Below are 12885 nucleotides of genomic sequence, written 5' to 3' on the forward strand. Positions count from 1 at the left end.
GCAGGGAAGCATTATCGGGCGCAGGGATGCGCCCCTTTCCTTAACTGACGAGTGGAAAACGATGGATCGGATGCAATCAAGCGCAATATATCGCCGTTCTTTTACGCTCAGCGTTCTCTGTGCTGGCATCGCTTTGTTTACAACTTCCTCTCTGGCGGCCCGCAGCGACGTGATGCAAACGGCCAGCCAGATCACCGCAACCGGTCTGGCGTCACAGCAGGACCTTCCCTCACTGACCGGCGAAAGCGCCGAACCCGCGCTGGCGCGCGTGCCCGACACCCTGACTCTCAATCAGGCGGTGCAGCGGGCGATCCAGTGGCATCCCGATATCGCCGAGGCGGTGGGTAAGCTGATGGAGCAGGCCGACCAGGTGGATGTGGCGAAAGCCAAATATTATCCGCAGGTCAGCGGCGGCTTTAATAACGGCTACAGCAACAGCTACAGCGAGAAGGGGTTTAGCCCGTCGGTGGTGCTGTCGGTCTCCCAGATGCTCTACGACTTCGGCAAGGTCAGCAGCTCGGTGCGCTCCGCCGAAGCGGGCGTGGCGCAGCAGCAGGCCAATGTGCTGGTGAGCATCGACACCGTGGCGCACGACACCGCGGCGGCGCTGATCCAGGTACAGGGCTATCAGCAGCTGGTGAAGATCGCCCAGGAGCAGCTGACCGCGCTGATGAAAATCGGCGATCTGGCGCGTCGACGCAACGATGAAGGGGCCGCCTCGCTCTCCGACGCGACGCAAACCGACGCCCGCATCGAAGGGGCGCGCACCGTGCTGACGCAGTATCAGGCCAACCTCGACCGCTGGCGCGCCACGCTGGCGACCTATCTGGGCTGGCCGCTGGTGAAAAAAGTCAGCGACGCTTTCCCCGACAACTTAACGCGCTCCTGTGACGCCGCGAAGGCGGACGACCGCCTGATCCCGGCGGTGCTCGCCGCCTGGGCACAGGCCAACGAGGCGCAGGCGAAGCTCGACAACGCCAACGCGCAAATGCTGCCCACCATTTCGCTGGAGCCGCAGGTCACCCACTACCTCAACAACCACTACGCCAACAGCGAAACGCTGGACCGCACGCAGTACTCCGCCTTCGTTAAAGTGGAGATGCCGCTCTATCAGGGCGGCGGCATGACCGCCAGCCGCAACGCCGCCGCCAACGCCCTGACCGCCGCCAACGCCGCGGTCAACTCGGCGCGGCTGAAAGCGCGCCAGCAGCTGAGCGAGTCGCAGAGCCAGTCGCAGAGCCTGGCGCTTAGCCTGGCGATCCAGGCCCGGCAGCAGCGGCTGGGGGAGAAAACCCAGGAACTCTATCAGGATCAATATCTGCAGCTTGGCACCCGGCCGCTGCTCGACGTGCTTAACGCCGAACAGGAGGTGTTCCAGACCCGCTTCACGCTGCAGCAAACCATCAGCCAGCTCCGCTCGCTGCAGCTCGACTGCCTTTACAGCACCGGCCATATGCGGTCGGCGTTCGCCCTGAATAATCAGCGGATCCAGTCCGTGGAGATCCAGCCATGACGCAAATGCAGCTTCCAGATTCCCCCGCAGGTCAGCCCGATGGGGCCGAAAGCGGGGTGCCGCTACCGGGCTGGGCGACAGCCATTATTCTTATTGCCGGCCACTATCGGCTGCCCTGTTCGCCGGGCATGATCCTCGCCGCCAGCGAGTGGCAGGGCAAGCAGACGCGCGACAAAGCGCTGCGCCATCTGGCGCGTCAGGCCGGGATGTCGCTGCAGCTCTATCAGGATAAGAAATGGGAGATTAACCACTGGCGGCTGCCGCTGGCGGTCGAGCTGACGGATGGTCAGGTCGGCGTGATCGTCAGCTTCGACGGCGAAGACGAGGTGCGCGTGCATTTCAGCGGCGACGAGCAGCCGACGCCGCTGTCGCTGGGCGCGCTGCTGCCCGATATCCGCTTTGCCGCCGCCTTTCGCCCGCTGACCGCCGCCAAAGACAGCCGCGTCGATCGCTTTATGGAGACCATCAAGCCGGACTGGCTGCGTCGCCTGGTGCTGCGCGATCTGCGCCCCTACGGCTACGTGATGCTGGGATCCTTCTTGATCAACCTGCTGGCGCTGGTGGGGATCATCTTCTCGATGCAGGTCTACGACCGGGTGATCCCGGCGCAGTCTTATCCCACGCTCTATGTTCTCTACGGCGGGGTAATCATCTCGGTGATCTTTACCTATATTCTGCGCGTCGGGCGCGATCACGTCACCGATCTGCTCGGCAAGCGGGCGGATATGCGCGTATCCGATCGGGTGTTCGGCCACGCGCTGCGTCTGCGCAACAGCGCCATTCCCCGATCCACCGGCACCTTTATCTCGCAGCTGCGCGAGCTGGAGGCGATCCGGGAAATGGTGACCTCGACCACCGTCTCCTCGATCGTCGATATGCCGTTCTTCCTGCTGTTTATGCTGGTGATGGCGATTATCGCGCCGCAGCTGGCGTGGATCGCCCCGGTGGCGGTGATCCTGATGATCCTGCCCGGCATTCTGAAGCAGAAAACCCTGGCGCGGCTGGCGCATCAGGCGCTGAAAGAGTCGACGCTGCGCAACGCGGTGCTGGTGGAAAGCGTGCAGGGGCTGGAGGATATCAAGCTGATGCAGGCGGAGGATCGCTTTCTGCAGCAGTGGAACAGCTACATTCGCATCACCGCGCAGTCCGGCGTGGAGATGCGCAAAGTGATGCATTCGCTGATCAGCTGGGGCGTCACGGTGCAGGGGCTGGTCTACGCCAGCGTGATCGTCATCGGCGCGCCGATGGTGATCAACGGCGATATCACCACCGGCGCCATCGTGGCGGCGTCGCTCCTCTCGTCGCGCATGATCGCTCCGATGGGCACCCTGTGCGGCGTGCTGGCGCGCTGGCAGCAGGTGAAGGCGGCGAAAACCAGCCTGGACGCGCTGATGGCGCTGCCGGTCGAGAACAGCAAAGACGAAACCCGCATTCACTGCCCGGTGCTGTTTGGCCACTACCAGTTCAGCGAGGCGATGTTTCGCTACTACAGCGACTCCGCCACTGTGGCGCTGCGCATTAAAAGCCTGACCATCAGGCCCGGCGAGCGCGTCGCGGTGCTGGGTCGCAACGGATCGGGCAAATCGACGCTGCTGCAGGCGATGATCGGCGGCATGGATCTGGTGGGCGGCGAGCTGCGGCTCGACAACCTCAGCCTGCCGCATATCGATCTGGCTGACGTACGGCGCAACGTCGGCCTGATGACGCAGAACGCGCGGCTGTTCCACGGCACGCTGCGCGAAAACCTGACGATGGGCGCGGCGCACGCCAGCGACGAGGCGATCTTCGCCGCGCTGACGGTAAGCGGCGGCGCCGACTTTATTCGTCGTCTGCCGCTCGGACTCGATCATCCGGTGATGGAGGGCGGCGTCGGGCTGTCCGGCGGGCAGCGGCAGTCGGTGCTGCTGGCGCGCATGCTGCTGCGCGACCCCAATATTGTGCTGCTGGATGAGCCGACCGCTTCGCTGGACGATCACACCGAAAAAGAGTTTATCGAACGGCTTGGCCAGTGGCTTAACGGCCGCACGCTGGTGGTGGCGACGCACCGCGCCGCCATCCTCGCGCTGGTGGATCGCGTGCTGGTGCTGAAAGAGGGGCAGCTGGTGATGGACAGCCCGAAAGAGAGCGCGCTGCCGCCTGTGCGGCCAGCGCTGAATCGCCCGGAGGATCAGGCATGAGCGAGCTATCGACAAAACTGCGGCTGGTGTCGCCTGAAGCACAGACCTCCGACGATCTCAACGGCGATCTGCGCTCGGAAACGTACTACAGCGGCGCGGTGCGCCTGATCGTCATCAGCTTCTTTTTGCTGCTGGCGGGGCTGATCTGGGCCTGGTTCGGCGTGCTCGACGAGGTGTCGACCGGCACCGGCAAGGTGATACCCAGCTCGCGCGATCAGGTACTGAGTTCGCTGGAGGGCGGCATTCTTGCCGAGCTGAACGTGCATGAAGGAGATCGAGTGCAGGCGGGGCAGATCGTGGCGAAGCTCGATCCCACGCGATCCGTCTCCAGCGTCGGCGAGAGCGCGGCGCGCTACCGGGCCGCGCTGGCGGCCAGCGCGCGGCTCTACGCCGAGGTCAACGATCAGCCTTTGCGCTTTCCCGAGGAGCTAAAAGCCTTTCCCGAGCTGATCGCCTCGGAAACCCGGCTCTATACCACGCGACGCGCGCAGCTCAAGGACGCCACGGCGCAGATTCAGGAGTCGCTCGGGCTGGCTAACCGCGAGCTGGCGATCACCCAGCGGCTGGCGAAAAGCGGCGCGGCCAGCAGCGTCGAAGTGCTGCGCCTGCAGCGCGACAAGTCCGATCTGGAGCTAAAGCTGACCGATATGCGCTCGCAATATTACGTGCAGGCGCGCGAGGATCTGGCGAAGGCGTCGGCGGAAGCGGATAGCCTGGCGCAAACGGTGAAGGGCCGCGAAGATACCGTCAGTCGTCTGACGCTGCGCTCGCCGATGCGCGGCATCGTGAAAAACATCAAGGTCACCACCGTCGGCGGGGTGATCCCGCCCAACGGCGAACTGATGAATATCGTGCCGATGGACGACCGCCTGCTGATCGAGGCGCGCCTCTCGCCGCGCGACATCGCCTTTATCCATCCGGGGCAGAAGGCGCTGGTGAAGATCTCCGCCTATGACTATGCCATCTACGGCGGGCTGCAGGGCGTGGTAGAGAGCATTTCGCCCGACACCATTCAGGATGAGGTGAAGCCGGAGATCTACTACTACCGCGTCTTTATTCGCACCGACACCGACTACGTGCAGAACAAAGCCGGCCGCCGCTTCTCTATCAGCCCCGGCATGGTCTCTACCGTGGATATCAAAACCGGGGAGAAAACGGTGATGGACTACCTGATCAAACCGTTCAACCGCGCCAAAGAGGCGCTGCGAGAACGTTAATCGCGTCTCAACAACGGCTGTTCAGGCGCGCCGCGCATTGCAGCGCGCGCCGAACTCCGCGATAATCGCCTGACATGCGGCAACGCTGAAATCCCTTCCTCGTCGGGTTTAACGACGCGGAGGGGATTTTTTTTATCTACCCTTTTATCACCAGTAACTTAACGCCATGCGGCAGTGAGGATGATTTATGTATAACACCCTGGGCAATCAGTACGACAACTCGCTGGTTTCAAACGCCTTCGGTTTCATGCGTTTTCCGGTGAACTTCCAGCCTTACGACAGCGACGCCGAGTGGGTGATCACCGGCGTGCCGTTCGACGCCGCCACCTCTGGCCGTCCGGGCAGCCGTCTGGGGCCGGGCGCGATCCGCCAGATCTCCACCAACCTCGCCTGGGAAGGCTGCCGCTGGCCGTGGGATTTCGACCTGCGTCAGCGCCTGAACGTCGTTGACTGCGGCGATCTGGTCTACGCCTTCGGCGACTCGCAGGATCTCTCCGACAAGCTGCAGGCGCACGCGGAAAAACTGCTGGCGAACGGCAAGCGCATGCTGACCTTCGGCGGCGACCATTACGTGACACTGCCGCTGCTGCGCGCCCACGCGAAGCACTTCGGCAAACTGGCGCTGGTGCATTTTGACGCCCATACCGATACTTACTCCAACGGCCCGACCTTCGACCACGGCACCATGTTCTTTACCGCGCCGCAAGAGGGGCTGATCGATCCGCAGCACTCGGTGCAGATCGGCATTCGCACCGAGTTCGACAAAAGCCTCGGCTTTAACGTGCTGGATGCGGCGCAGGTCAACGATCGCAGTGTGGATGACATTCTGGCCGAGGTGAAGCGCACCGTCGGCGATATGCCGGTCTACCTGACGTTCGATATCGACTGCCTGGATCCGGCGCACGCGCCCGGCACCGGCACGCCGGTGATTGGCGGGCTGACCACCGACAAAGCGACTAAGCTGGTGCGCGGCCTGCAGGGGCTGAACATTGTCGGCATGGACCTGGTGGAAGTGGCGCCGGGCTACGATCACGCCGATCTGACCTCGCTGGCCGCCGCGACGCTGGCGCTGGATATGCTGCACGTTCAGGCCGTGAACAAAGGCAAGTAACCGAGTCGCACCGGGCGCGCTGACGCCCGGTGATTAACCTAAACGAGAGGCCATCATGGGCTTACTGGATGAATTAGTTGGCGCGCTGGGCCACGGCAACGGGCGCAACACCCTGGGCGAACTGGAAGCGGTCTGGAGCTGGGTGCAGGAGCAGGGCGGCGTTGAAGTGTTGCTGCATAAGTTTCAGCAGGGCGGGCTAGGGGAGATCCTCAGCTCCTGGATCGGCACCGGCAGCAATCAGGCGGTGAGCGGCGGCGAACTGAAGTCGGCGTTTGGCGAGGCGTCGCTGCAGTCGCTGGCGCAGAAGCTCGGCACCGACGTCGACGGCGCCTCGGGCAAGCTGGCGGAGCTGCTGCCGCACCTGGTCGACCGCATGTCGCCGCAGGGTCAGATGGACGATCAATCCCTGCACGACAAGCAGCTCGATTTGGGATCGATGGTCGATCGGCTGTTTAAGCGCTAGTGTTGTGCGCCGCCGTCTGGCGGCGCACATCCGCTTATTTTCCGCCGTCCGCCGCGATGCGCTCGCGAATATGCTGCGCGCGCGCCGCGGAGTCGGGATGCGAATCAAACAGGCTGCTCTGCTGGCCCTGCTGCATTTTCGCCAGCTTCTCAAAGCTGGTCGCCAGCCCCAGAGGATCGATGCCGCGTTTCTTCAGTAAATCGTAGGAGTAGTCATCCGCCTGCGACTCCTGGGTCTGCGAGAACTGCGCGTTGACCAGCTGTTCGCCCAGATCGCCGAGCTGCGACTGCGACAGCGAGCCGATCACGCCGCCGACAGACGCCGCCGCGGTGCGCGCCGCCGTGGTGCCAAAGGCGACCTGCATCGCCTTGCGCGTATGGCCGAGCGCCACGTGGCCCATCTCATGCCCCAGCACCCCTTCGACTTCGTTGTTGTCCATCATATCCATCAGCCCGCTGTAAACGCGGATGCAGCCGTTCGCCATCGCCCAGGCGTTGACGTCTTTGGTGAGGTAAACGCGATAGTTGGCCGGTGTGCCGTTGATATTGTCGCCCAGCGCGGCGGCGATCTTGTTAAGACGCTGCTGGTAGGTGCTGTCGGCGGGTGCCAGCTGGTTCTCTTTATCCATCTGCGCGCAGGATTGATCGCTAAGCTGTTTGACCTGTGCGTCGTTGAGGGTATAGGCCTGGAAGGCCTGCGCGCCCGACTGCAGCAGCGCGTTGTTGTCCATGCCCTGACAGCCGCTGAGCAGCGCCGCGAGGCCGATCGCCGTAATACCTGTCTTGATTTTCATGCGTACATCCTGTGAGTAACAAGGAGAGAAAAGCCCGTATCTGAAAAAGGGTCAGATACGGTAACGAGTGGGTTATAGCCTGTGGCTGGCGACTGCGCTAGCAGACATTGCCGTAAATGCCAGACGAAGCGGTGACATTTAGCACGGCGCGGCATGTACTTTTGCCCCGATTTTCATGTACATTGATGAGCGACTTTTTCCTTGTTTTGCCTAATAAACCATTAATAACAATGCTTTAAACAGGCGAATCATTCATCCGACCTGGAGTAGAACATGCCCTCTCGTAAAGAGCTTGCCAACGCCATTCGCGCGTTAAGTATGGACGCAGTACAGAAAGCCAAATCGGGACATCCGGGGGCCCCGATGGGTATGGCCGATATTGCCGAGGTGCTGTGGCGCGGCTACCTGAACCATAACCCGACCAACCCGCAGTGGGCCGATCGCGACCGCTTCGTGCTGTCGAACGGCCACGGCTCCATGCTGATTTACAGCCTGCTGCACCTCACCGGCTACGATCTGCCGCTGAGCGAGCTGCAGAACTTCCGCCAGCTGCACTCTAAAACTCCAGGTCACCCGGAATATGGCTACACCCCAGGCGTGGAAACCACCACCGGCCCGCTGGGCCAGGGCATCGCCAACGCGGTCGGCTTCGCCATCGCCGAGCGCACGCTGGCGGCGCAGTTTAACCGTCCGGGTCACGATATCGTCGATCACAACACCTGGGTGTTTATGGGCGACGGCTGCATGATGGAAGGCATTTCGCATGAAGTCTGCTCGCTGGCCGGCACCCTGAAGCTGGGCAAGCTGGTGGCGTTCTATGACGACAACGGCATCTCTATCGACGGCCACATCGACGGCTGGTTTACCGACGACACCGCAAAACGCTTTGAAGCCTACGGCTGGCACGTGGTGCGCGGCGTAGACGGTCACGACGCAGACGCCATCGCTAAGGCGATCGACGAAGCGAAAGCGGTGAGCGACAAGCCTTCGCTGCTGATGTGCAAAACCGTTATCGGCTTCGGTTCGCCGAACAAGGCCGGCACCCACGACTCGCACGGCGCGCCGCTGGGCGAAGACGAAGTGGCGCTGACCCGTAAACAGCTGGGCTGGGCGCACGCGCCGTTCGTGATCCCGTCAGAGATCTACGCCGAGTGGGACGCGAAAGAAGCGGGCCAGGCGAAAGAGGCGAAGTGGGACGAGAAATTCGCCGCCTACGCGCAGGCGTTCCCGGAGCTGGCTGCCGAATTCAAACGTCGCGTCAGCAACGAGCTGCCGGCTGACTGGCAGGAAGCGTCGCAGAAATTTATTGAACAGCTGCAGGCGAACCCGGCGAAAATCGCCAGCCGTAAAGCATCCCAGAACGCCATTGAAGCGTTCGGCAAGCTGCTGCCGGAATACCTGGGCGGCTCCGCTGACCTGGCGCCGAGCAACCTGACGATGTGGTCCGGCTCTAAGCCGATCAACGTCGACGCGGCGGGCAACTATATCCACTACGGCGTGCGCGAGTTCGGTATGACCGCCATCGCCAACGGTATCGCGCTGCACGGCGGCTTCCTGCCGTACACCGCCACCTTCCTGATGTTCGTGGAATATGCGCGCAACGCGGCGCGTATGGCGGCGCTGATGAAGATCCGTCAGATCATGGTCTACACCCACGACTCTATTGGTCTGGGCGAAGATGGTCCGACGCACCAGCCGGTCGAGCAGCTCGCCAGCCTGCGCACCACGCCGAACATGAGCACCTGGCGCCCGTGCGATCAGGTTGAATCCGCCGTGGCGTGGAAATACGCTATTGAGCGCAAAGATGGCCCGAGCGCGCTGATCTTCTCTCGCCAGAACCTGGCGCAGCAGGATCGCACCCCTGAGCAGCTGGCGAACATCGCGCGCGGCGGCTACATCCTTAAAGAGTGCGACGGTCAGCCAGAGGTGATCCTGATCGCCACCGGTTCCGAAGTCGAACTGGCGGTCGCGGCTTACGACAGGCTGAGCAGCGAAGGCGTCAAGGCGCGCGTGGTCTCTATGCCGTCTACCGACGCGTTCGACAAGCAGGATGCTGCCTACCGCGAAGCGGTGCTGCCGAAAGCGATCGGCGCGCGCGTCGCGATTGAAGCGGGCATCGCCGACTACTGGCAGAAATATACCGGCCTGCACGGCGCGGTAGTGGGCATGACTACCTTCGGCGAATCCGCCCCGGCTGAGCAGCTGTTCGAGCTGTTCGGCTTTACCGTCGACAACGTCGTGGCGCAGGCGAAAGCGGTGCTGTAATCGATCGAGATTCGCCCGCGCAGGCGGGCGAATCCAACAGGGCTACGGCTGCAATAGCGTCGCCTTGTGCAGCTGAAAGGTCTGACCGTCGGGCGCAGGCGCGTCGGTCAGGCCGTTCTCTCTCTTCTCCTGTTCCCAGGGAAGCGAAGAGCCATAAAAGCGTCCTTGTGGATGCACCGCCAGCGATTCGCACTCAATGGTGCCCTCCATAACGCCCTCGGCGTTAACTGCCACTTCGCGACTGCGACATAACCCCTTCAGCCGGCCGCCAATCTCGGTGCGCTGCGCATAGATCTCGCCGTCGACGCATCCCTGTTTTTGCAGCACCACGGTTTTTTGCGCCATGATTTTGCCGGTCACGCTGCCGTTGATGTGCACGTCGCCCTCAGCGGTGATCTCGCCGACGATGGTGCAGCTCTCCTGAATGGTGGTGATAGCGGCGGGCGCGGCTTTAATCATAGTGCCGCCGAAAAGGCGCGCCGCCTGATCCTGTTCCTCTGAGGTCGCCGCCATGTCGGGTATGGCGACATCGCCGTCGCTGGCCGGCGGCGCTTTGCGTTTAAACATGATTATTCCCTTATTCAATTTTGATCCTCTGAACGCGGCATGGGCAAGCGGCGTCATCATGACAGCCAGCAGCAGCGTCATACGCCAGCCGAACAGCCAGGCGCCCAGCGCGCAGGCCCAGAGAAACCAGAGATACCAAAGCAGGTTGTAGTTCATCACTTGTCTGCCGTCAGAACGCGCCGGTTGCCGGGCGCTAAGCAGGGTTACTTTACTAAAGCGGGGCGCGTCTGGCGGTCGTTTTATATCCATCGCAACGATTCAAGTGTGATCCTGGTCAGATTTTTAAATTCTGATTTGATCTGACGCATTCCAATTATTACTGCTTCTCTTTATTGTAGCTGAACCGTTTCAGTCCGCGCTGCGACGGCGTTTTTTCCGGCGGTATGCCGTGGCAAAAGCGCAAGAATTTCCTGTACAAACGTGAATGTCTGGCTCAGGCTATCGTTCCGATTTTGCACTGAATTTAACTGCTGGGGTGATATGACGGTTCGCATTGCCATTAATGGATTTGGTCGCATTGGACGCAACGTGCTGCGCGCGCTCTATGAAACCGGGCGGCGAGCAGAAATCACGGTGGTGGCGATCAACGAACTGGCGGAAGCGGCCGGTATGGCGCACCTGCTGAAATATGACACCAGCCACGGGCGTTTCGCTTTTGACGTGCGTCAGGAGCGCGACCTGCTGTGGGTCGGCGACGATACCATCCGCATCCTGCATCATGCCGATATCGACGCGCTGCCGTGGCGCGAGCTTAACGTCGACATCGTGCTGGAGTGCACCGGCGTTTACGGCAGCCGGGCAGACGGCGAGGCGCATCTGCAGGCGGGCGCGAAGAAGGTGCTGTTCTCCCATCCAGGCGGCAACGATCTCGACGCCACCGTGGTGTTCGGCGTGAACGAAAGGGCGCTGAAGCAGGAAGACCGCATCGTCTCGAACGCCTCCTGCACCACCAACTGCATTATTCCGGTGATCAAACTGCTGGACGACGCCTTCGGCATCGAGTCGGGCACCGTCACCACCATTCACTCGGCGATGCACGATCAGCAGGTGATTGACGCCTACCACAGCGATCTGCGCCGTACGCGCGCCGCCAGTCAGTCGATCATTCCGGTCGACACCAAACTGGCCGCCGGCATCACCCGTATTTTTCCGAAATTTAATGACCGCTTTGAAGCGATCGCGGTACGCGTGCCTACCATCAACGTTACGGCCATCGATCTCAGCGTTTCCGTACGCCAGTCGGTCAGGGCCAGCGAGGTCAACGCGCTGCTGCAAAACGCGTCAGAGGGGGCATTTCGTGGTATAGTTGACTATACGGAATTACCGTTAGTCTCAGTAGATTTTAACCACGATCCGCACAGTGCCATTGTGGACGGCACGCAAACGCGGGTCAGCGGTCAGCGCCTGATCAAGACCCTGGTCTGGTGCGACAACGAATGGGGCTTTGCTAACCGAATGCTCGACACGACGTTAGCGATGGCCGCAAGCGGTTTCAGGTAAGGCGCGGTTTGCGCCTGACAAAACTTACGAGAATCAACGAGAGGGTTCACCATGTCTGTAATTAAGATGTCCGATTTGGATCTGGCTGGTAAGCGCGTTCTGATCCGTGCCGATCTCAACGTACCAGTAAAAGAAGGGAAAGTGACGTCAGACGCACGTATCCGTGCTTCTCTGCCTACCATCGAATCGGCGTTGAAACAGGGCGCAAAAGTGATGGTCACCTCTCACCTGGGTCGCCCGACCGAAGGTGAATACAACGAAGAATTCTCCCTGCTGCCTGTTGTTAACTATCTGAAAGATAAACTGAACGGCACCAAAGTCACCCTGGCAAAAGAGTACCTCGACGGCGTTGAAGTCGGCGCGGGCGAGCTGGTGGTACTGGAAAACGTGCGCTTTAACAAAGGCGAGAAGAAAGACGACGAAACGCTGTCGAAAAAATACGCCGCGCTGTGCGACGTGTTTGTGATGGACGCGTTTGGCACCGCACACCGCGCCCAGGCGTCAACGCACGGCGTCGGCAAGTTCGCGCCAATCGCCTGCGCGGGTCCGCTGCTGTCGGCCGAGCTGGAAGCGCTGGGCAAAGTGATGAGCAACCCGGAGCGTCCGCTGGTGGCGGTGGTCGGCGGCTCTAAAGTCTCGACCAAATTCGACGTGCTGCAGTCGCTGGTGAAAATCGCTGACACCGTGATCGTCGGCGGCGGCATCGCCAACACCTTTGTGGCTATCGATAACAACGTCGGCAAATCGCTTTACGAGCCGGACTTCGTTGAAGCGGCGAAAGGCCTGCGCGATCAGTACGGCATTCCGGTGCCGACCGACTCACGCGTGGGCACGGAATTCTCTGAAACTGCACCGGCAACCGTGAAAAAGGTTTCCGAAGTGGCGGATAACGAAGAGATTATGGACTTCGGCGACGAAACTGCGCAGGCGATGGCGAAAGTGCTGAAAGAGGCGAAAACCATTCTGTGGAACGGTCCGGTCGGCGTGTTCGAGTTCCCGAACTTCCGTAAGGGCACCGAGATCGTGGCCAATGCCATCGCTGACAGCGACGCCTTCTCTGTTGCGGGCGGCGGCGATACCCTGGCGGCTATCGACCTGTTCGGCATCGAAGACAAAATCTCTTACATCTCTACCGGCGGCGGCGCGTTCCTCGAGTTCGTCGAAGGCAAGAAACTGCCTGCGGTCGCCATGCTGGAAGAGCGTGCTAAGCAGTAATCCTTTGGGGGCGACGCGCTGCCGCGTCGCCTGAAGTCTTGCCCGTAGGGCGTTTAAAGCGCTG

At 61.5% G+C, this 12885-nt stretch carries 10 protein-coding genes; 8 read left to right on the forward strand and 2 right to left on the reverse strand.

All coding sequences use genetic code 11. The features are described from left to right. Positions 1–61 precede the first annotated feature (61 nt). The 5 genes from B2J69_RS17320 to B2J69_RS17340 all read left to right on the forward strand — a co-directional run bounded on the left by B2J69_RS17320 (position 62) and on the right by B2J69_RS17340 (position 6481). The gene (locus tag B2J69_RS17320) at positions 62–1513 is read left to right on the forward strand and encodes a TolC family outer membrane protein (protein ID WP_081140882.1); all 1452 of its coding nucleotides are present in this window, start codon (positions 62–64) and stop codon (positions 1511–1513) included. Beyond that, positions 1510–3690, forward strand: a complete 2181-nt coding sequence (locus B2J69_RS17325) for a type I secretion system permease/ATPase (RefSeq protein WP_081140883.1) — start codon at positions 1510–1512, stop codon at positions 3688–3690. Before B2J69_RS17320 ends, B2J69_RS17325 begins: the two co-directional genes overlap by 4 nt. Continuing rightward, a complete protein-coding gene (locus B2J69_RS17330) occupies positions 3687–4907 on the forward strand; it encodes an HlyD family type I secretion periplasmic adaptor subunit (protein WP_081140884.1) in 1221 nt (406 codons plus the stop codon). Before B2J69_RS17325 ends, B2J69_RS17330 begins: the two co-directional genes overlap by 4 nt. A gap of 187 nt (positions 4908–5094) precedes the next feature. Beyond that, complete coding sequence (gene speB, locus B2J69_RS17335) at positions 5095–6018, forward strand: agmatinase (RefSeq protein WP_081140885.1); 924 nt, start codon at positions 5095–5097, stop codon at positions 6016–6018. Positions 6019–6073: 55 nt separating this feature from the next. After that, on the forward strand, positions 6074–6481 hold the full coding sequence (locus B2J69_RS17340) for a YidB family protein (RefSeq protein WP_081140886.1): 408 nt from the start codon (positions 6074–6076) through the stop codon (positions 6479–6481). Positions 6482–6515: 34 nt separating this feature from the next. On the opposite strand, the gene loiP is transcribed toward B2J69_RS17340, so the two are convergent. Further along, entirely contained in the window at positions 6516–7274 is a 759-nt protein-coding gene (gene loiP / locus B2J69_RS17345; RefSeq protein ID WP_081140887.1) for a metalloprotease LoiP, read from the reverse strand. A gap of 273 nt (positions 7275–7547) precedes the next feature. On the opposite strand from loiP, the gene tkt reads away from it, so the two are divergent. Further along, positions 7548–9539 (forward strand): transketolase, encoded by a 1992-nt coding sequence (tkt, locus tag B2J69_RS17350; RefSeq protein ID WP_081140888.1) that lies wholly within the window; start codon positions 7548–7550, stop codon positions 9537–9539. Between the two features lie 42 nt (positions 9540–9581). Here tkt and B2J69_RS17355 read toward each other — a convergent pair whose 3' ends face one another. Further along, positions 9582–10262: a bactofilin family protein gene (locus tag B2J69_RS17355; protein ID WP_158083442.1), complete on the reverse strand. Its 681-nt coding sequence runs from the start codon at positions 10260–10262 to the stop codon at positions 9582–9584. 324 nt (positions 10263–10586) lie between these two features. Here B2J69_RS17355 and epd point away from each other — a divergent pair, with 324 nt between their 5' ends. Further along, positions 10587–11606, forward strand: coding sequence for an erythrose-4-phosphate dehydrogenase (epd, locus tag B2J69_RS17360; RefSeq protein ID WP_081140890.1), 1020 nt, complete (start codon positions 10587–10589; stop codon positions 11604–11606). A gap of 51 nt (positions 11607–11657) precedes the next feature. Then, entirely contained in the window at positions 11658–12821 is a 1164-nt protein-coding gene (pgk, locus tag B2J69_RS17365; protein ID WP_081140891.1) for a phosphoglycerate kinase, read from the forward strand. Positions 12822–12885: the final 64 nt, after the last annotated feature.

This window comes from Pantoea latae, from assembly GCF_002077695.1.
Lineage (GTDB): Bacteria > Pseudomonadota > Gammaproteobacteria > Enterobacterales > Enterobacteriaceae > Pantoea > Pantoea latae.

Coding starts and splice junctions, on each gene's coding strand:
- pgk (WP_081140891.1), top strand. CDS start 11,658: ATGTCTGTAATTAAGATGTCCGATTTGGATCTGGCTGGTAAGCGCGTT.
- B2J69_RS17325 (WP_081140883.1), top strand. CDS start 1,510: ATGACGCAAATGCAGCTTCCAGATTCCCCCGCAGGTCAGCCCGATGGG.
- speB (WP_081140885.1), top strand. CDS start 5,095: ATGTATAACACCCTGGGCAATCAGTACGACAACTCGCTGGTTTCAAAC.
- epd (WP_081140890.1), top strand. CDS start 10,587: ATGACGGTTCGCATTGCCATTAATGGATTTGGTCGCATTGGACGCAAC.
- B2J69_RS17340 (WP_081140886.1), top strand. CDS start 6,074: ATGGGCTTACTGGATGAATTAGTTGGCGCGCTGGGCCACGGCAACGGG.
- loiP (WP_081140887.1), bottom strand. CDS start 7,274: ATGAAAATCAAGACAGGTATTACGGCGATCGGCCTCGCGGCGCTGCTC.
- tkt (WP_081140888.1), top strand. CDS start 7,548: ATGCCCTCTCGTAAAGAGCTTGCCAACGCCATTCGCGCGTTAAGTATG.
- B2J69_RS17355 (WP_158083442.1), bottom strand. CDS start 10,262: ATGAACTACAACCTGCTTTGGTATCTCTGGTTTCTCTGGGCCTGCGCG.
- B2J69_RS17320 (WP_081140882.1), top strand. CDS start 62: ATGGATCGGATGCAATCAAGCGCAATATATCGCCGTTCTTTTACGCTC.
- B2J69_RS17330 (WP_081140884.1), top strand. CDS start 3,687: ATGAGCGAGCTATCGACAAAACTGCGGCTGGTGTCGCCTGAAGCACAG.